Source organism: Streptosporangium vulgare (assembly GCF_042428775.1).
In the GTDB taxonomy this organism is placed as follows: Bacteria; Actinomycetota; Actinomycetes; order Streptosporangiales; family Streptosporangiaceae; genus Streptosporangium; species Streptosporangium vulgare.
This window is the reverse complement of record NZ_JBHMBS010000015.1, coordinates 150,970-169,198: the sequence shown is the minus strand read 5'-3', so window position 1 is coordinate 169,198 and position 18,229 is coordinate 150,970. Positions and strand designations below refer to the sequence as shown.

The window sequence follows — 18,229 nt, the reverse complement described above, 5'->3', positions numbered from 1 at the left end:
AAGCCCCGCGCACCGCCCGCCATCGCCACATCACCTCGCGCGCCATCCGCCATCCGCCATCCGTTATCCGCCGTCGCCCCGCGCGCCATCCGCCGTGCGCCGTCGCCACGACGCCACGACGCCACGACGCCACGACGCCACGACGCCACGACGCCACGACGCCACGACAATCATGACCCTCTCTGCGTGACACGCCGCGTACGGCCGTGGCACCCGCGCCGTCCGCCCGATCTCTTCGACGGCGGTCTTCCCACCACCGGCCCCCGCGCCCGAGCGCTGATGGATCTGATGACCGCCACCGGCGTGGCGTTGCCACCGATACTGGCTGATACCACCGATACCGCCCCGAGGTCACCGCGGGCTCCACCGGCTCGGACAGGGCGTCCGGCGCCGCCGTCCTCGTCTCCGTACTGCGCGCGTGGGACCGCGGGAACCGGTTCTCAGGGAGTTCTCAGGCGGAGTTTGTAGCACTTTCAACTGAAATTTATGAGTATTGGGCGATGGAGCACGCGCCGCAGGAGGCCGATGCGGTCGGGGCTCAGGGAGCCGCGGCCGGGAAGGCCCGGCGGTTCGCCGCCGGAGGTGGCGCACTCGTCGTCGTGGCGCTGCTCGCGTACTGGCTGGGAGGCGTCGGCGGGAACGGCGAGGAGGCCGCGCCCGGGCCGAGTGCGACGCCGACGCCCAGTGCGACGCTCACGGTGCCCGACGTCTTCGAAAGGGTCGGGCCGTCGGTGGTGGTCATCCAGGCCGGGAAGTCGCTCGGAACCGGGGTGATCGCGGCCGAGGACGGGACGATCCTGACGGCGCACCACGTCGTCGAAGGCACCTCGGACAAGGGCAACTCGAACAAGGGCACCCCGGACAAGGAAGCCGGGGACAAGGAAGCCGAGGACGTCACCGTGACGTTCGCCGACGGCACCAAGGCGAAGGCCGTCGTCACGTCGTCGAATCCCAAGCTCGACGTCGCGACCCTCAAGCCCGCGAAGCTGCCGGAGATCGTCGTCCCGGCGACGCTCGGCGGCGGCGCGACCGTGGGCGCGCCCGTCGTGGCGATCGGCAATCCGCTGGGCCTGACCTACAGCGTCTCCAGCGGCGTCGTGTCGGGCCTGAACCGGACCGCCAAGGAGGGCGACCTGAACGGGCTCATCCAGTTCGACGCCTCCGCGAACCCGGGCAGCTCCGGCGGCCCCCTCCTGGACGCTCGCGGCCTGGTCATCGGGATCGTCGTCTCGATCGCCGACCCGGGAGGCGACGAGGCGTTCGCCGGCATCGCGTTCGCGGTGCCGATCGGTGCGGCCCTGGGCGGCGGCGAAGGCGACGGGCCGCCGGGCGACGGACCCCAGATCTGACCGAAGCGTCACGAGAAGGAACACCATATGACCTCGACCAAGTCCTCCGAGTCGGCCCATCCGCTCGAACATGTGCTGTTCGAGGTCAAACGCACGATCGTCGGGCAGGACCTCCTGCTGGAGCGCATGGCCGTCGCGCTGATCGCCGACGGTCACCTGCTCGTCGAGGGCGTGCCCGGCCTGGCCAAGACGCTCGCGGTGAGGTCGCTCGCCGCCGCGATCGCCGGGAGTTTCCAGCGCGTCCAGTTCACCCCCGACCTGGTGCCGGCCGACCTCGTGGGCACGCGGGTCTACCACCAGCACTCCGGGGAGTTCAAGACCGAGCTCGGCCCGGTGTTCGCGAACCTGCTGCTGGCCGACGAGATCAACCGCGCCCCCGCCAAGGTGCAGAGCGCCCTGCTGGAGGTGATGCAGGAGCATCAGGTGACGATCGGCCGCGAGACGTTCCGAGTGCCCGAGCCGTTCCTGGTCATGGCGACGGAGAACCCGATCGAGTCGGAGGGCACCTACCCGCTGCCCGAGGCGCAGGTCGACCGTTTCATGATGAAGGTGGTCGTCGACTATCCGACGCAGGCCGAGGAGCAGGCGATCGTCGCGCGAGCGCTGCGCCCGCCCGAGCCGCCGCGGCCGATGGTGACGGCCGAGGACCTCGTCGCGATGCGGGCCCGCGCCCAGCAGGTGTACGTCGATCCGGCGATCGTCGACTACGCGGTGCGGCTGGTCTCCGTGACGCGTTCCCCGGCGACGGCCGGGCTCGGCGAGCTGGAGCGGTACGTCACCTACGGGGCGAGCCCGCGGGCGTCCATCGCGCTCGTCACGGGCGCCCGGGCGCTGGCGTTCCTGCGCGGCCGCACCTACGTCCTGCCGCGCGACCTGTCCGAGCTCGCGCTCGACGTGCTGCGCCACCGCCTCGTGCTGTCCTACGAGGCCCTCGCGGACGACGTCGACGCCGACACGATCATCAGCAGGGTGCTCGGGGCCGTCCGGGCGCCCGACGTCGTCCTGCAGAACCGCTGAGCCGTCATGGCCACCGCCCCCGAGAGGCTCCTGCTCCGCCTGGAGTGGAAGGTCGTCCGCAGGCTCGACGGCCGGCTCCAGGGCGCCCACCGCACCGCGCACCGCGGCTCCGGGATCGACTTCACCGGGTTGCGCCCCTACGGCGACGGCGACGACGCCCGGCACATCGACTGGAACGTGACCGCACGGCTGGACGAACCGCACCTGCGCGTGTTCACCGAGGACCGCGAGCTGACGGTGTGGCTCGTCCTCGACCGGTCGGCGTCGATGGCGGCCGGACGGCCGGGGCGCGGCAAGCACGACGTACTCGCCGAACTCGCGCTCGTCCTCGCCCGGCTGTTCGGCCGGGGCGGCAACCGCGTCGGCGCCCTGCTGTTCGACACCGGGACGCTGCGCGTCGTGCCGCCCGGCACCTCCCGGCGGCACGCGCTGCGGATCGGCGCCGAGCTGGAACGCACCTCCGAGGCGCGCGGCGGCGCCACCACCGACCTGGCGGAGATGCTCGACGCGGCCGGACGGCTCGCGCGCCGCCGCGCGCTCGTCGTCGTGCTGTCCGACTTCATCGGCGAAGGCGACTGGGAGCGCTCGCTCCAGCGCCTGGCCCGGCGGCACGAGGTGGTCGCCCTGCGGATCGTGGACACGGCCGACGACGTGCTGCCCGAAGCCGGGCTGATCGTGGTCGAGGACGCCGAGACCGGCGAGCAGCTCGTCGTCGACTCCGCCGACCCGCTGTTGCGGGTCCGCTTCCGCGCCGCCGTCGACGCCCGCGACGCCCGGCTCGAGGCGGGCATGCGCCGGGCCGGGGTGCCCGTCCACCGCATCGGCACCGACCGCGACCTGGCCGAGGCGCTCGTCGAGGTCGTCGCCCGGACCGGGGACCGGTCGCCGTGACCGGACTCGCCGAGGTCATCACCCTGACCGGAGACCGACCCGTGACCGGGCTCGCCGGAGTCGTCGCCCTGACCGGAAACCGACCCCTGAGCAGACTCGCCAAGGTCATCACCCTGGCCGGGGACCGACCCGTGACCGGACTCACCAAGGTCGTCGTCGGACGCACGAGGCCGGCGAAGGAGGCCTCATGACCCTGTCCTCACCGCTGCTGCTGGTCGTCGGCCTGCTCGTCACGGCGGCGCTCGCCTGGGCGGCCGTCGTCTCGGCGCGCCGCCGGACGGCCGCCCTCACCGCGGCCGGGGTCGCCGTGCCGGGCGGCCGCCGGACGTATCTCGGCGTCGGCCTGACGATCGCCGGAGTCGGGATACTCGCCGTCGCCGTCGCCGGACCGACGGCCATGGTGCCGGTCCCGCGGACCGCGGGCACCGTCATCCTCGCCATCGACGTCTCCAACAGCATGGGGGCCGACGACGTCGCGCCCACCCGGCTGGCGGCCGCGCAACGGGCGGCCCGCGCGTTCGTGGCGGCGCAGCCCGACAGCGTCGACATCGGGGTCGTCGCGTTCGAGCGGGGGGCGCTCACCACCGCACGGCCCGACGCCGACCACTCCGTCGCGCTCAAGGCCATCGACCGGTTGAAGATCACCGGCGGCACCTCGCTGGGGACGGCCATCACGGCCTCCCTGTCGGCGATCACCGGCAAGCAGGTGGCCGTCGGCCGCGAGGGCACCGCGCCCGACATCGGCTACTGGCCGTCGGCGACGGTCGTGATGTTCTCCGACGGCCAGAACCAGGGCGCGGACGTCGAGCGGGCCGCCAGCGTGGCCCAGCGGGCGGGTGTCCACATCCACACCGTCGGGGTCGGCACCACGGCCGGGGCGACGGTGAAGGTCGACGGCTACCATCTGCAGACCTCGCTCGAGGAGGACGCCCTCACCGTGATCGCGCAGACCACCGGCGGCGCCTACCACCCCGCCTCCGACACCGCGCGGCTCGACGGGATCGCCGACACGATCGACCTGCGGCTCACCGTCTCCGACGAGCCGCTGCCCCTCGCCGGCGGGCTGATCGGGCTCGCCCTCGCGCTGCTCACCGCGGGCGCGGCGCTCACCGTGCTCCGGTCTGGACGGGTGATCTGAATGTCGTTCTCATGGCCGTGGGCGCTGCTGTCCCTCCTGGTCATCCCGCTGATCTTCGCCATCCGCGAGTGGGCGCGGCGCCGCCGCCGGCGGGCCGCCGTGCGCGTCACCTCGATCGCGCTCGTACGCGGCGCCCTGCCCGGCCGTACGCGCTGGACGCGGAAGATCCCCCCGGCGCTGTTCGTGACCGGGCTCGCGCTGCTCGCGGTCGGGGCCGCGCGACCGCAGGCGTCGGTCCCGGTGCCGCAGACGTCGGTGACGATCCTGCTCGCGCTCGACACCTCCGGCTCCATGTGCTCCACGGACGTCGACCCCAACCGCCTCACCATCGCGAGGAAGGCCGCCACCGAGTTCATCGAGTCACAGCGGGGCGGGCCGCGTATCGGCCTGGTCACCTTCGCGGGCACCGCGGGTCTGCTCGTCCCGCCCACCGACGACACCGACTCGCTGATCGAGGCGCTGGACGGCCTCACCGTGTCCCGCGGCACCGCGATCGGGCAGGCGGTACTCACCTCGATCGACGCGATCGCGGAGGTCGACCCGTCGGTCGCCTCCACCGGGGCGAGCCCCGGCGACGGCGGATCGGGCCACGCCGGTGCCGCGATCGTCGTACTCACCGACGGCGCCAACACCCAGGGCGTCGACCCGCAGCTCGCCGCCCAGGAGGCGGCCCTGCGCCGCGTCCGTGTCTTTCCCATCGGCTTCGGCACCACGAACCCGGCCCCGATGGTCTGCGACAACTCACAGTTCGACGGCCGTGGCTTCGGCGGCTGGGGCGGCCGTGGCGGCGGCTCTGGTCGCGGCGGATTCGACAGGGGCCGCAACCCCCGCACCATCGACGAGCCCGCGCTCAAGCGGATGGCCCAGACCACCGGCGGCTCCTACCACCGCGCCGAGAACGCCGACCAGCTCCAGAGCGCCCTCGACACCCTCCCCGGCAGCTTCACCGTCGTCCACCAGCGGGTCGACACGGCCTCCGCCTTCGCCGCCGGCGGCGCCCTCCTCATCACCGCGGCCCTGTCACTCTCCCTCTGGTGGAACCGCCCCCGGATCCCGACGCGCGCCTGACGGCTCACGAGCCCCCGGGGCGGGGGCATCGCCCAAGCGGTGCCCTCGCGGTGACCACCGGTCCACCGCGAATGGTGGCGGGTGACCGCCATCGGATGCCCCAGGTGACCGCCATCGGGTGCCCCGGGTGGCCGACGTCGCGGTGAAACCACGCGGCTCCTTTCCGGAGCCGCGTGTCGACCGTGAGCGAGACGGCAGGCGATGAGGAGGACGCCGTGGTTCCGGCACGACACCCGCGGGCCTCGCGCGGTCCACAGTTGCTCGGCTCACCCCCGCGGCCTCTGCCCCGGGCGAGTCGATCAGCCGGCGGTGCAGGTGACGGTGGCTCCGGCGCCGGTTCCGTTGGCCTGGAACCCGAAGCCGGTGCTCTGCCCGGCCGACAGCCGCCCGTTGTAGCTCTGGTTGGTGACGGTCACGGTGCCGCCGGTACCGGAGTTGACGCCGTTCCACAGCGAGGTGATCGTGGCTCCGGCGGGCAGGGTGAGGGCGACCCGCCAGCCGTCGATCGCGGTGCCTGCCGCGGTGACGTTGACGGCGGCGACGAAGCCACCGGCCCACTGGTCCTGCACCGAGTAGGTCGCCGAGCAGGCCCGGGGCCCGCCGTTGCTGGGTGTCGGGGACGGGGACGGGGACGGTGAGGGGGACGGGCTGACGGTGGGTGTCGGGGAGGGGGTGCCGCCGTCGAGGGTGAGGTTCTTCTGCTGGACCTGCCACTGGGTGTTGCACAGGCCGCAGTTGGCGCCGACGAAGTTGGCGCCGGCCGTCGTGTCGCCCTTCAGCCGCCACTTGAGGTACAGCACCGCCACGCGGCCGAACTCGCCGCCGTTGGTCTGGCCGTAGGTGCCACCGTGCCCTACGTTCAGATTGCCCATGAACGCGGGCAGCCCCGCGGGCAACTTGCCCCAGTCGTCGAGAGCGTTCTGGTAGGCGATGTCACTGGGCCCGCCGATGAAGTAGGCGATCGGCTTCGTCAGCCGGCGGAGCTGGTAGTCGTCGGAGTCGTTCAACAGCCCGCTGCTGAAAATGGTGGTCGTGGTGATACGTGAGTCGTTGGAGACGGCATAGGCCTCCAGCCCCCCGCAGGAGAAGCCTCCGGCAGCGATCTTGCCGGTGTCGAGCCTGCCGTAGTACTTGCTGCCCTGACGGCTGTTCTCCGCGACCGCCCAGTCGATGGACTGGGTGAGCATCTGGGACGTCGTCGAGCCGGAGCCGTTCGGGTTGCCGCTGGCGATGACCAGGAATCCGTACGAGGCGATCTCGCGGAGGAAGTTCTGCTGCGACAATCCGTTGGCGGAGCAGCCTCCGTTGCCCCATACGTAAATGGGAAGCTTCTCGGACGGGAGGGTTCCGGGCCGGTAGATGGTGTGATTGGGCAGGCCGGTCGAGGTCTCGTAACCGGCCGGGTAGGGACCCGAGTCGGCGACCGCCGCGCTCGGCGTCATGGTGAGCGCCACCACTCCGGCGCAGACCGGGGCGACCACGGCCGCCAGTACCGCGCTGATGATCGAGCGTTTTCTCATTTCGCCCTCCGAAGGTGTCAAAACAGCGCTCTGTGTCGGACGTGGCATGCGCGGCGCACGCCGGCGGGGCCCGACAGCGGCACGACCACTCCCACCGCGGCCAGGCTGGTCGGCGACGACCGGATCTGGAGATCGATATGGCGGACCATCGACTGCGAGTCGCGCTCGTGTCAGGCGGGACGAGCCGATGAGAGCAACGTGCAGTTACTATCACCGCGGTAATAAAAAGTGTCAAGCAAGCGCTCCCGGCCGGTCGAGCGGTGCGCGCGCAGACCGGAAACATCCCTGACGCCCTCGGCTCCCAGTGCGGGCCGGGCGATCACGCGAGCCCTCGGGACGGCGCCACCGATCCCCTGCCCGGCGTCGGAAGGACGCACCGACGCGGGCGGCTCCGCCGCAGGTCACGACGCCTGGCCGGCCTGACGCTCCGACGGGATCCCGGCGGGCGGCGGAGGATCTCGGCGGGCGGCGGCCGGTCGGGAAGCGGACGCGCCGCAGCCGTCACGAAACGCGCCCCGGCGGCCGGGCAGCCGTCCGGGTGAATGAAAGTTTCTCTCAGCCGTCCCCGCCGGCCCGGGCCGATACGGAGTTCTCCGATGCCCGGAAGTGGGTGATCCAGGAAGCGGCGTCCGGCCAGTACGGTGTCGCGACCTGGATGAGCCGCGCCTCGGCGAGCGAGCCGAGAGCGGAATGGATCTCCAGCATGAGGTCCCTGGCGGCCTGGCGGGGCCACGGTGCCGGCAGGAGGTGCTCGGGGAGGTTCGGGTCGATGTCGGGGAACTTCCGCCAGGAATCCATGACGGAGGTCCGGGCCACCAGCGCCCGGGTCGCGTCGACCTCCCCGTCACGGACGGCCACCCGCAGGTCCGAGTACCGGGCGATGAAAGCCTCGTAGGCCGCGGCGAGACCGGCCAGGTCATAGGCGGCGGCCGGACCGTGCGGGCCGGTCTCCTCGTCGAAGCAGGCGCGCATCACCGACCATCGGCCACCGTCGACGCCGTCCAGGATGTCGTGCAGGGCCTGGGTCACCGGACCGGAGTCGGATCCGGGACGGATCCACACGCTGTCGTACAGCCGGGCGAAACCCAGCGACCCCAGCGCCTTGCGGACCGCGTGCCGTGGGGCCTGGCCGGACTGGGGGATCGAGAAGGAGACGGTCACCCAGTCGCCGGTCCAGCGCGGCGGGCGTGCGCCGAAGCTCAGGAAATGATCCATCCGGGAGCGATGCCTGGCGATCGCCTGAGGCGTGAGGTGGTACACGGGCGGCCGTCCGGCTCCCCGCACGGCGATCAGGCCACGCTTGGTCAGCCGGGACAACGCGGCCCGCGCGCTGGACTCGCTGATGCCGAACTCCCTGAGCATCGCGACCACCGCCACCGACGGGAGGTCTGCGTCCGAGGAGTCGAGGTACTCACCGAGCAAGGTCGTCAGCAGGTGCTGCGGGTTGGGGCCGACCTGCGCCCGCGGGGCTCCGGCGTCGTCCGCAGATACATGGGCACTCACGTCATCAGCTTGCCTCACGACAACGCCCTCGCCGAACGACTCCGGACCCGCGCCGTCGCCCCGGACCTCCTCCCGGCGAGCTCGCGACCCCTTTCGCGATCGGATGCCCGCGCGTCGCCGACAGGGAGGCATCGTCAACCAAACGTCAACGAGGAGAAGGAGGCCGGCGGACTCGGGACCGACAAGACCGCCGAGTCCTGCCAGGCCGCGGTCACACCGGCGGCGCCACCGATGTGGCCATGAACCTTCGACGACACGCCTCAGGGCTTGCGGGCCAGGCCGCCGTAATAGGTGTGGTAGAGAAGGGCGCTCTTGACGAAGAAGCTCGGCTCGTCACGCCACTCGGGGAGCGGGACGAGACCTGGTTCGACCAGCTGGAAGTCGCCGAAATACTCCTTGATCTCGTCTATGGTGCGCCAGCGGCCGGTGCCGAGGTTCTCGTTGAAGAGCTTCTCGACCGTCGTGGCCTGCTGGGACGCCGCCGGGTGCACCTCACCGGGATTGCAGAAGTGCGAGATCGCCACGAAACTGCCGGACACCAGCGGGGCGCGCAGCGTCGCCGCCACTCCCGCGGGATCGTCGTCGTCGTGCAGATGGTGCAGGATGCTCAGCATCAGCAGCCCCACCGGCTCGCTGAAGTCGATGAACTCCTTGACCTGATCGTTCTCGAGGATCGGCCGCGGGTCGCGCGCGTCCGCCTGGATGACCGTCGTGCTGTCGTCGGTGGCGAGCAGTGCCCGCCCGTGGACCAGCACCATGGGGTCGTTGTCCACGTAGACCACCCGGGCCGCCGGATCGACCTCCTGCGCCACCTGGTGCACGTTGCCCTGGGTGGGCAGGCCCGACCCGATGTCGATGAACTGCCGGATCCCCGCCTCGGCCGCCATGTGGTGCACGACCCGTCGCAGGAAGGCCCGGTTCTGCTGCCCGGCCTCCTGGGCTCCCGGGGCGATCTTCAGGGCCGCCTCGGCGATCTGCCGGTCGACGGCGAAATTGTCCTTCCCGCCCAGGAACCAGTCGTAGACCCTCGCGATGCTGGGCTTCGTGGTGTCGATCTCCGCGGGAAGTTCACCCTTGTTCAGCATCGCCCCATCCCAATCCTCGCCGCGCTCGGACACCTCGCCACCTTCGTTCCGATCGGGGCCCCGCTTGATCGCGGGGAACTGGGCAGATAATAACCCCGAACCCCTCTAATGACAGGTATGTAGTGACAAGCTCCTGCATAAGCAATGAAATCATGATGTGCCGGTAGCTCTAAGAAAACCGCAAATCACTCAATCAGGTGGCTTTCCCACACGTATCGCCCGCCTAGGGGACCGTACGGTGTTGTCGGCTCTGTCTCAGATTCGGTGGTGACGGAACGTCTCCCGCGTCGCGGTGAGTCGTGCGTGATGTCGACGAGCCGGCGAGTGTCGTGTTCCCGGGCTTGTCGCCGCTGGTCGTGGAGTCCGTGGCAGGCGAGGGGGGAGCATATTCGGATGCCGGCGCGGACCCCTGACGGGGTCGAGACCAGATCCTTGGTCGTGCAGGCCCGGAAAACCCTCAGGGCGTACACACATCGCGCCTATAAGGTGCATCCGTGGACACTCTGGAAAGCCTCGTTATCTCCAGGCGGTTTCGAGTCCCCATCGACGCCTCCGCCGCCTCGACCCCGGGCTGGGGGGAGGTAGCCGCACGCCAACTCGACGCAGCGCTGTTGAGCGTCGGCTTCAAGTGTTCCGCGGCCCTGCTGGAACGCCTGGCCGAGCTGCCCGGGGAGACGGTGGTCGATCTCGGCGTGCGGGTCCTGGCGGCCGTCCGCCACCTGGTGGGCGATCACGTCCAGCACAACGCGTACTTCATCGACTTCCCGAAGAACGTGCCCGACACCGTGGAGTTCTGGGCCGGGCTGCTGCGCCAGGCCATGCTCGACCCGGTCGAAGCCGCCTCCGTCCGGCGGTCGCCGGTGTTCGACCTGCTCGCGCTGCCCGGCTACGGCCGCTACCGGCACACCTACGCCGACCTGCTGGCCGCGCACGCCGAACTCATTCCGCTGGCCGGTGACCGGGTGACCGTGCTGGAGCTGGGCGCAAGCCCGGAGTCGGAGACGCGTGAGCTCTATCTCTCGCTGGCGGGCTCAGAGGTGCCGCTGTCGGCCGAGGACCTGGTGGTGCTGCGAGCACTGGCCGCGCACGCCGAAGAGCCCGGCCGTATCCCGGTACGCGAGAACCGCGCCGTCATCAACGAAGCGCGCCTGGCCGCGGGGCGTCCGCCGCTCGTGGACACGGTGACGGACGTGCTGCGTCTCGCCTGCGGGGCATCTGGCGGGGACGTCACGCTGGCCGAGCCGACGCGCTTCCGCTCGTTCCGGCGGGGCGAGCGCCGGATCATCCTGCGTGCCCTGGACGCGGTCGCGACACCGGCCAAACTCGGTGACGTCCCGCGGCACCGGGAGCAGTGGAAGCGGCTCGGCGAGCGGCTGCACCCGCACGAGTACCCGCACCTTCCGCGCGCCGCCCAGGTCTTCGAGGTCGCCCGCGGTGTCCGTCCGGCACGCAGCTTCGACAGCCGCGTCGAGGCGGCCTTGTCGGCAGGCCGCACCGGCGACGCCGTCGAGCTGCTGGGGAAGGCGCCCGGCGCGCTGCTGCGCCGTCTCGATCACCTGCTGCGGACCGGATCCTCGGCCTCGGTGGTGCTGGACGCCGCGGAGAAGGCCGCGGCGGGCGCTTCGGGCCGGGTGCTGCTGTCGTTGCGTGAGCACCTGCAAAATCGACTCGCCCCTACGGCTGGGCGTGTCTTCGCCAACCGGCACGGCAGGGCGTGGACGGCGCCTGACGTCCGCTCTCCGATCGAGGAGAGCGTCGTGTCGCGGGCGGTGTCCATCCTGGATGAGGAGATCACCCGGCGGCTTCCCGACCCTGGCGAGCTGGTCGTCGATCCCGACGTGCTCGACGTCGCCCTGCCGCTGTCGGGGAAGGCCGTCGCGCCTGGACTCGGCATGCTTCCCCGCGGCTCGCTGTCGGCGGTGGACGGGAAGCTGCTGCGCTTCTTCGTCCACTGGCGCCAAGCCGAGCAGTGCACCGACTACGACCTGTCGGCCCTGATGCTCGACGCCTCCTACGGTGACGCCGAGCACATCTCGTGGACGAACTACCGCAACGGCTTCGCCGAATACTCCGGTGACCTCACCGACGCCGCTGACGGCGCGAGCGAGTTCGTCGACATCCGTCTCGCCCAGGCGAAGCGGCCGATCATCATCCCGCAGGTGAACATCTACAGCGGTGAGTCGTTCGACGAAGCCGCGGAGGCGTTCTTCGGCTACATGAGCCGGGATGCCGAGCAGGAGGGCAAGCCGTTCGAGCCGCGCACCGTGCGGATGAAGTCCGACCTGCGGGGCGCGGGCCGGGTCGCTCTGCCGCTCGTCTTCCTGCGGGGCGACGACGGCGCCTGGCGGGTGAAGTGGCTGCACCTCTACCTGAAGGGACGCGCCGGCTTCAACCAGGTCGAGGGCAACCGCGTCACGACGTCCCTGCTGGTGCGCTCAATCGTCGAACGCGATTACCTGCGTGTCCGCTACCTGACCGATCTGCTGCGGCAGAGGGGCTCCTCGGGTGAGCACACCACGTACGTCGGTTTGCAGGCGCCGGCCGATCTCCCGGAGGGGGCACGGGTATTCACGCCTGGGACGCTGCACGAGTTGATCCCCGCCTGATAGCGTGGAGATCGCGAGGCCATGGGAGGGCTTCCTTCTCACCCTTTGGAAAAGACCTAGCCTTCCCGCTTTCCTCGCGTTCCGGCCGTGAGAGCGTCCGGGAGCTTCCTTCCGGCCTCGCTGACGGATCTGGTTCTCGGACCTTCCTCACGGCCATGCGAGTGGCTCCGGTCCTCCTGCTTGGCCAGGTAGTCGGCGGTCAGCCCCAGCTCATGAACCCTTAGCCGGTGGTAGTCGCCGCTGACGTGGATGCTCATCGTCTTACCGAGCTTGACGATCACCTCCACGGCCTTCCCCAGCCGGTCGACGGCCGACTGCAGCTTGTACGGACGCAGCGTGCGCACGCAGTTGTCGGCCTCGGCGTTGTAGGCGCGCAGCATCAGCTTGGAGAAGTCGCGCACCATCCGGCGCCCCTCGGCCACCGACCCGTTGACCTGCCAGTTCGTGGAGCCCAGCACCGCCTTGCCGTCCCTGGACATCTCCTTGATCCGTGCCTTGACCTCCGCCGGCCGCTCCTTATACGCCACCACGTCGCTCAGCGGGTGCTGGTAGTCGAGACCCCGACCTCCTGCGACAGCACGGTCTCCTCGGTCTGCACGACCCGCTGCTCGACCTCGTGCAGCCGCCGTGTGGCGTCCGCGACGGCTACCTGCCACCGCCCCTGCTCGGCACGTAACTCCTCGGTCAGCACGGCGAGGCGCATGGCGTCCATCCCACCCGACCGCTCGATCCACGCGCGTAGTTCGGCGTTCAGGGTTCGCGGCTGATCACCGTCGATGGCACCGAATTCCGCTGGCGCGTCCGTCGTAAGCCCACGTAGTGCCGGGGGAACAGCCGGGGCCTGATGACGTTCGCGGTGGGACTGGCTGGCGCTCCGGTTCGCGCATCCGTCATTGGACTCGGCAGGTGTGCTGCCGGATAGTTGGCGGTGCCGCCAACGGCCTCGACTTCCATGAAATCCGCATGTAGACGACGCCGGCTTATCGGCCTATGCGTTGAACCCGAAGTAGTAGGGCGATCCTTTGCGGTAGTCGATGGCTTCGAGAAACACAGCTTCGGCATCTTGCAGCACAGACAGGCACGGCTCGCGATCCTCATCTGAATTGGCCGCGGTGAAAATCAGGTCGGTCCATCCGCCCAGCCGCTTGGACCAGACGCTCAGGTGTTCGGGAACCCAGAGAATCCAGATCGAATCGAGCCCGTCGTAACTTCTCATGTCTGGCAGGAAGGGGCCGATCACCTGATGCTCATACGTCTCCATGGCAAAGTGATCGAATGGATGGATGACGAGGAAGGCATTTTTGGAGGAGGCTTCGTCCGTCTTCGCCGCTAGGCCATCGCACGCTCGCCTTAGGAGCACGTCCGCCTCGGCCAGGATGTCCGCAGCAGCCCTGACCTCGACAGAAATGCTGAGCCCTGCGGGATTCCCGCCGCGCGCACTGATCCTGTCAATCTTGCTGTCCATCGTGCGAAAGCCACTGCCCAGCGACTTGACCTCGAATGCGGCCCGATCCATGCCCTCCGGAAACAGTTCGCGAAAGCCATCCTGCTCCAGGCTGGCAAGGCTGTAGAGCAGGTCAACACCACCGTCGACATCCATCTCGATCGGCATCCTGTACATGAATGAAGAGATCAGGATCGCGGCAAGGTGCTCACCCGATCGCACCTTGAGGTGGGCCACCTTGTTCGGTTCCAAGGCGGCAAGCTCCCTGCTTGCCCATCCGACTGTGCGGTGCCAGATGGCAATCGCCCGACTGCCATGCATCTCCTCACCCATGTCCACGCGCATGCCTCAAAGATACGCAGCCAAAGCGGGGACCGGCGATGGGGCGAAGGCCGGCCGGACGCGGTAAGCGAGGCTGCTCTGCAAGATCATGAGGCATGAGCATGGCCGGCTACCGCTCGAAGACGCGGTCCATGACGGCCTGGCCTCATCCCTGTGGCGGAGATGGATGACGACCAGCACGGCTAATGTTGATCCCATGGTCGAGCGGCGTCCCTTGATCGTGCGCAGGCTCCGGCCCGGCCACTGGGTGGCCGTCGACGCGATCGCCGCTGTCGTGCTCGCCGTCGCCTTCTGCGCGGCGGCCTGGCTGGCGTCGCAGTACGCGACGATCCCGCTGATCGCCGTCGCCTGCCTGCCGCTCGCGGTGCGGCGACTGTGGCCGTTGCCGGTGTTTTCGGTGATCCTGGCGGCGACGGCGGTCGCGCCGCTCGCCGGGTGGGAGGAGGCGTACCCGGCGCTGGCGGTGGCTTTGCATGCCGTGGCCCTCCTCGAACCGCGGCGGCCCGCGGCGGTCGCGTTGACAGCCGCCCTGACGCTCACCGCGGTGGGTCAGGCCGTCGCCTCGGTCTCGTGGGCCTTGGCGCTGTCGGCGTGCGGTTTCGCCTGGTTGGTGCTCGGTCTCGCCTGGATCATCGGCGTCGCGGTCCGGGAGCAGCGCGCGCACGCGGCGCGTGCGATCGTCCAGTCCGCCCAGGCCGCGGCCACAGCGGAGCGGCTGCGGATGGCTCGCGAGCTGCACGACGTCGTCGCGCACAGCATGAGCCTGATCTCCATGCGCGCCGGCATCGCCAACCACGTCGCCGACACCCACCCCGCCGAGGCGCGCGAAGCGCTGACGCTCATCGAGGACACCAGCAGGAGCGCGCAGGCCGACCTGCGCCGGCTGCTCGGCCTGCTCCGCGACGACCCGGCCGACCGCGAGGCGTGCTACGGCCTGGCCGCACTACCCGGGCTCGTTGTCGGAGCCGCCACGGCCGAGGTGGAGGTGGACCTGTACGTCGAACCTGGCCTGACGGTCACCGACGGGCTCGCCCTCGTCGTCTACCGCGTCGTCCAGGAGTCGCTCACCAACGTGATCAGGCACGCGGGCCCGACGCGCTGCCAGGTCGCCGTCAGCACGTACGACCGGCGGGAGCTCGTGGTTGAGGTGATCGACGACGGTCGGGGGGAGGCGCCCGGCTGGGGCGGCGGTCACGGGTTGGCCGGAATGAGGGAGCGGGTGACCATGTACGGCGGAACCTTCTCAGCGGGGTCGGAGCCTGGGGGCGGCTTCGCCGTGCGTGCTCGGCTGCCCTTGGAAGGTGAGCGGTGAGCGTGTCCACGGTGCTGGTCGCCGATGACCAAGCGCTGCTGCGGGCCGGGCTGCGCATGCTCATTGACACGGCACCCGACCTGGAGGCTGTGGGCGAGGTGGGCACCGGGCGGGAGGCGGTGGAACTGGCCAGGCGCCTCCGCCCCGACCTCGTGCTCATGGACGTACGGATGCCCGACCTCGACGGGATCAAGGCCACCGAGCTGATAAGGGCCGACCCGGTCACCGCCGCGGTCAAGGTGGTGATGCTGACCACCTTCGACCTCGACGAGTACGTCTACGCCGCGTTGCGCGCGGGTGCCAGCGGATTCCTGCTGAAGGACACCAGACCGGGCGACCTGCTGGAAGCGTTGCGGGTGGTGGCGGCGGGCCAGGCGCTGCTGGCTCCCTCCGTCACCATGCGGCTCATCGGGGAGTTCGCCAGGCGCGAGCCGGCCAGTGTTCCGGGGGCGTTGGCGGCCAGGCTCGCCCGGGTCTCCGGCCGGGAGCGGGAGGTGCTCGTGCTGGTGGCCAGGGGGCTGGCCAACCCGCGGATCGCCGAGCGGCTCGGCCTCGGCCTGGCCACGGTCAAGACGCACATCCGCAGCCTGCTGGCCAAGCTCGACGTCCACGACCGGGCCCAGCTGGTCATCGCCGCCTACGAGGGCGGCGTGGTCACGGCCGGTTCAGCGCCGGTAGGCGACCTCGGGGAAGGCGGGTGAGGGCCCGTCCAGCAGCGGCTCCTTCTGCTTGCGCAGGTGCAGGTCGAAGAAGGCCAGCGGGTAGGCCTTCTGGAAGGCCAGCGCCCGCTCGGCCGGGATCGTGCCGACGATCTCCTCGACCTCTGCCTTGCTGAGGCCCAGCGGCTTGGCCGACATCGGGATCAGTAGGACGTCGTCGCCGAAGGAGTTGTGGGCCGCCCCCTTGAGTGTGAGGTTGAGCCGCCAGCCGCGCAGGCCATCCCAGAACGTGCGCAACGCCGGGTTGGTCGACATGCCGCCCTTTCCTTCGGTGTCGACCACCAGGTAGGGCCGGTCGAGCCCCGACTGCGCCACCTTGCCGAACACGGCGCCGTCCAGGCCCAGCCCGGCCCTGATGCGTTTGTCGGCGTACATCGCCGAGGAGGTCGCCGCGCCGCCGAGCGAGTGGCCGAACATGCCGATCCGCTGAAGATCGAAGACGTGTGCCTTGTCCAGCGTGGGCAACTGGTCCAGGACGAACCGCACGTCCGCCACCCGGACCTCGACCGCCTTGGCGAAGTCGGTCACCTCGGGCCCGGTCTCCACCCTGCCGTCGGGGAACTCGACCACCGCCGCGTCGTAGGTGTGGTCGATGGTGACCACCACGTAGCCTCGGCTGGCCAGTTCCTCCACGACGCCGGTGCCGTACGCGCGTGAGGCGTTGGCGCCGGGTGAGTAAAGGATCACCGGCAACTTGCCGAGTCCTTGATCGATGGGGGCGCCCTCGTGACCGTCGGTCGTGTCCAGCAGAACAGAACCCGGCTTCAGTCCGTTGTCCTCCAGGTATCGGTCGGCGGCCGCCTTGGGCAGCCAAGGAGCGACTTTGTGGTTCTGCGCATCCTTCGCCGGATACCACAGGCTGACCATCAGTTCGCGCTTGGCGCCCGACGTGGTCCAGGGGTCCTGGCGCGATTGATCGGTCAGGTGTACGGATACGGTTCCCACGGGATGCGGCCCTGTCGGTGAGGGGATCATCAGGCGCTGTGCCTGGACGGTTGCCGGGGCGCCGCAGGCGGAAATCGGCAGGACCAGCGCGAACGCCAGAAGGAGAGCTCGTTTCATACCTTTCACGATGTCGGCCATGGTCGGCCGCGGCCTCGGGCGCCGGCACGATCTTCCGCTCAACCCGGGAAGGTAGCGCCCGAGGCCGACTCCACCCTGAGAGCCAGGTCCGGCGCTCGGGTTCGCGCGACGGGATGCGAAGTAAGGACGTTTCCCCTGGTCAGGATCTCCGTAGGGGGCGCCGGAAGCTGCCGGTCGCAAAGGCCGCTTCCGATGATCGGAAGTGGCCTTTGAACTGCGAGCCGACGAGGGGAATCGAACCCCTGACCTTCTGTTTACAAGGCAAGGGCAGAAGCCTCGTCAGCGACGTCTTGCCCTGCTCAGGTGGTGGTCGCGGATCGGTGGCGTGTGATCGTGTAAGGCAGGGTTGCTGTACAGCACTTCTCTGCGGAGTTACAGCATGGTCGCTCGATCACCGCTCGGCGTGCAGGATCTCCATGACCTGGAGCAGATCGCTGACGACATGGTCGGCGCTGGATCGTGGTCGGCCATGCGCCTCGGTCGATCCAGATCGCCCCTCGGGCTCACGTGAATGTGCCCCCGTTGTGCCCTCTGAGCGCCTCGATCTTGCCGAGCGGAGACTCCACCACAGGTCAGAGGCGTATAGGGCGGACGAGTCGGCCTGTAGGCCGGGTTTTGTCCTTCACTCGCGTGAAGGGGCGACCATCCATCTAGGGCCGACGTTGCCGGCGGCCTCAAGCGGTCTACCCGCGCGGCTCGGGCGAGCAGCCCTCAAGCGTCGCGCGCGGGGCGCTCCGGAGAGCGCCCCTTCTTGACCTTGCTCCGGGTGGGGTTTACCGAGCCGCCCACGTCACCGTGGGCGCTGGTGGTCTCTTACACCACCGTTTCACCCTTACCTCGTCTCGCGACGAGGCGGTCTGTTCTCTGTGGCACTTTCCCGCGGGTCACCCCGGGTCGGCGTTACCGACCACCCTGCTCTGTGGAGCCCGGACCTTCCTCGGCGGGTCTCAGAAGAGACCCGACGCGGCCGCCCGGCCGGCTCGTCCGCCGTGTCTCAAGCCTAACGGCTCCCAAGTGGACTCCAACCGAGCGGCAAGTCGTCCGCGCTGGAATATGGGTCGAGCAAGACGGAGCGGACGAACACCGGAGGAACCGATGAGAGCACCGACGACCGGTGGGACGACCGCTCCCGCACGCCGCGAGGGTTCCGGC

The 18,229-nt window shown here is 69.9% G+C and carries 15 protein-coding genes and 1 other RNA gene; 8 read left to right on the top strand and 8 right to left on the bottom strand.

What is annotated here, in order from left to right:
- Nucleotides 1–500: 500 nt before the first annotated feature.
- The 5 genes from ACFFRH_RS28290 to ACFFRH_RS28270 all read left to right on the top strand — a co-directional run bounded on the left by ACFFRH_RS28290 (nt 501) and on the right by ACFFRH_RS28270 (nt 5,463).
- Nucleotides 501–1,349, top strand: a complete 849-nt coding sequence (locus ACFFRH_RS28290; RefSeq protein ID WP_344749760.1) for a S1C family serine protease — start codon at nt 501–503, stop codon at nt 1,347–1,349.
- 27 nt (nt 1,350–1,376) lie between these two features.
- Entirely contained in the window at nt 1,377–2,366 is a 990-nt protein-coding gene (locus tag ACFFRH_RS28285) for an AAA family ATPase (RefSeq protein WP_344749761.1), read from the top strand.
- A 6-nt stretch (nt 2,367–2,372) separates the two neighbouring features.
- Nucleotides 2,373–3,257, top strand: coding sequence for a DUF58 domain-containing protein (locus tag ACFFRH_RS28280; RefSeq protein ID WP_344749762.1), 885 nt, complete (start codon nt 2,373–2,375; stop codon nt 3,255–3,257).
- Nucleotides 3,258–3,444: 187 nt separating this feature from the next.
- Complete coding sequence (locus ACFFRH_RS28275; protein WP_344749765.1) at nt 3,445–4,395, top strand: VWA domain-containing protein; 951 nt, start codon at nt 3,445–3,447, stop codon at nt 4,393–4,395.
- A complete protein-coding gene (locus tag ACFFRH_RS28270; RefSeq protein WP_344749766.1) occupies nt 4,396–5,463 on the top strand; it encodes a VWA domain-containing protein in 1,068 nt (355 codons plus the stop codon).
- 299 nt (nt 5,464–5,762) lie between these two features.
- On the opposite strand, the gene ACFFRH_RS28265 is transcribed toward ACFFRH_RS28270, so the two are convergent.
- The 3 genes from ACFFRH_RS28265 to ACFFRH_RS28255 all read right to left on the bottom strand — a co-directional run bounded on the left by ACFFRH_RS28265 (nt 5,763) and on the right by ACFFRH_RS28255 (nt 9,571).
- Complete coding sequence (locus tag ACFFRH_RS28265) at nt 5,763–6,983, bottom strand: cellulose binding domain-containing protein (RefSeq protein WP_344749767.1); 1,221 nt, start codon at nt 6,981–6,983, stop codon at nt 5,763–5,765.
- A gap of 555 nt (nt 6,984–7,538) precedes the next feature.
- Nucleotides 7,539–8,486, bottom strand: coding sequence for a PaaX family transcriptional regulator (locus ACFFRH_RS28260; protein WP_344749768.1), 948 nt, complete (start codon nt 8,484–8,486; stop codon nt 7,539–7,541).
- Between the two features lie 260 nt (nt 8,487–8,746).
- Nucleotides 8,747–9,571 carry an SAM-dependent methyltransferase gene (locus tag ACFFRH_RS28255; protein WP_344749769.1) on the bottom strand — a complete coding sequence of 275 codons (825 nt, stop codon included), beginning with the start codon at nt 9,569–9,571 and terminating at the stop codon, nt 8,747–8,749.
- Between the two features lie 494 nt (nt 9,572–10,065).
- Here ACFFRH_RS28255 and ACFFRH_RS28250 point away from each other — a divergent pair, with 494 nt between their 5' ends.
- A complete protein-coding gene (locus ACFFRH_RS28250; protein WP_344749771.1) occupies nt 10,066–12,177 on the top strand; it encodes a TerD family protein in 2,112 nt (703 codons plus the stop codon).
- Nucleotides 12,178–12,233: 56 nt separating this feature from the next.
- Here ACFFRH_RS28250 and ACFFRH_RS28245 read toward each other — a convergent pair whose 3' ends face one another.
- The 3 genes from ACFFRH_RS28245 to ACFFRH_RS28235 form a co-directional block, all read right to left on the bottom strand.
- Nucleotides 12,234–12,707, bottom strand: coding sequence for an SNIPE associated domain-containing protein (locus tag ACFFRH_RS28245; RefSeq protein WP_386160803.1), 474 nt, complete (start codon nt 12,705–12,707; stop codon nt 12,234–12,236).
- Between the two features lie 5 nt (nt 12,708–12,712).
- Nucleotides 12,713–12,889, bottom strand: coding sequence for a hypothetical protein (locus tag ACFFRH_RS28240; protein ID WP_344749773.1), 177 nt, complete (start codon nt 12,887–12,889; stop codon nt 12,713–12,715).
- A 276-nt stretch (nt 12,890–13,165) separates the two neighbouring features.
- A complete protein-coding gene (locus ACFFRH_RS28235) occupies nt 13,166–13,966 on the bottom strand; it encodes a hypothetical protein (protein WP_386160800.1) in 801 nt (266 codons plus the stop codon).
- 193 nt (nt 13,967–14,159) lie between these two features.
- Here ACFFRH_RS28235 and ACFFRH_RS28230 point away from each other — a divergent pair, with 193 nt between their 5' ends.
- A complete protein-coding gene (locus tag ACFFRH_RS28230) occupies nt 14,160–15,275 on the top strand; it encodes a sensor histidine kinase (protein WP_344749775.1) in 1,116 nt (371 codons plus the stop codon).
- A gap of 2 nt (nt 15,276–15,277) precedes the next feature.
- The gene (locus ACFFRH_RS28225; RefSeq protein ID WP_386160839.1) at nt 15,278–15,976 is read left to right on the top strand and encodes a response regulator; all 699 of its coding nucleotides are present in this window, start codon (nt 15,278–15,280) and stop codon (nt 15,974–15,976) included.
- Here the strand turns inward: ACFFRH_RS28225 and ACFFRH_RS28220 are convergent.
- Both ACFFRH_RS28220 and rnpB read right to left on the bottom strand, forming a co-directional pair.
- The gene (locus tag ACFFRH_RS28220) at nt 15,941–17,056 is read right to left on the bottom strand and encodes an alpha/beta hydrolase family protein (RefSeq protein ID WP_386160798.1); all 1,116 of its coding nucleotides are present in this window, start codon (nt 17,054–17,056) and stop codon (nt 15,941–15,943) included. The genes ACFFRH_RS28225 and ACFFRH_RS28220 overlap by 36 nt on opposite strands.
- A gap of 609 nt (nt 17,057–17,665) precedes the next feature.
- Nucleotides 17,666–18,060, bottom strand: an RNA gene (gene rnpB / locus ACFFRH_RS28215) — RNase P RNA component class A.
- Nucleotides 18,061–18,229: the final 169 nt, after the last annotated feature.

Excerpts from the sequence above, each read along its gene's own strand:
- ACFFRH_RS28290 (WP_344749760.1), top strand. The coding sequence starts at position 501 with ATGGAGCACGCGCCGCAGGAGGCCGATGCGGTCGGGGCTCAGGGAGCC.
- ACFFRH_RS28285 (WP_344749761.1), top strand. The coding sequence starts at position 1,377 with ATGACCTCGACCAAGTCCTCCGAGTCGGCCCATCCGCTCGAACATGTG.
- ACFFRH_RS28280 (WP_344749762.1), top strand. The coding sequence starts at position 2,373 with ATGGCCACCGCCCCCGAGAGGCTCCTGCTCCGCCTGGAGTGGAAGGTC.
- ACFFRH_RS28275 (WP_344749765.1), top strand. The coding sequence starts at position 3,445 with ATGACCCTGTCCTCACCGCTGCTGCTGGTCGTCGGCCTGCTCGTCACG.
- ACFFRH_RS28270 (WP_344749766.1), top strand. The coding sequence starts at position 4,396 with ATGTCGTTCTCATGGCCGTGGGCGCTGCTGTCCCTCCTGGTCATCCCG.
- ACFFRH_RS28265 (WP_344749767.1), bottom strand. The coding sequence starts at position 6,983 with ATGAGAAAACGCTCGATCATCAGCGCGGTACTGGCGGCCGTGGTCGCC.
- ACFFRH_RS28255 (WP_344749769.1), bottom strand. The coding sequence starts at position 9,571 with ATGCTGAACAAGGGTGAACTTCCCGCGGAGATCGACACCACGAAGCCC.
- ACFFRH_RS28240 (WP_344749773.1), bottom strand. The coding sequence starts at position 12,889 with ATGGACGCCATGCGCCTCGCCGTGCTGACCGAGGAGTTACGTGCCGAG.
- ACFFRH_RS28235 (WP_386160800.1), bottom strand. The coding sequence starts at position 13,966 with ATGCGCGTGGACATGGGTGAGGAGATGCATGGCAGTCGGGCGATTGCC.
- ACFFRH_RS28230 (WP_344749775.1), top strand. The coding sequence starts at position 14,160 with ATGGTCGAGCGGCGTCCCTTGATCGTGCGCAGGCTCCGGCCCGGCCAC.
- ACFFRH_RS28220 (WP_386160798.1), bottom strand. The coding sequence starts at position 17,056 with ATGAAACGAGCTCTCCTTCTGGCGTTCGCGCTGGTCCTGCCGATTTCC.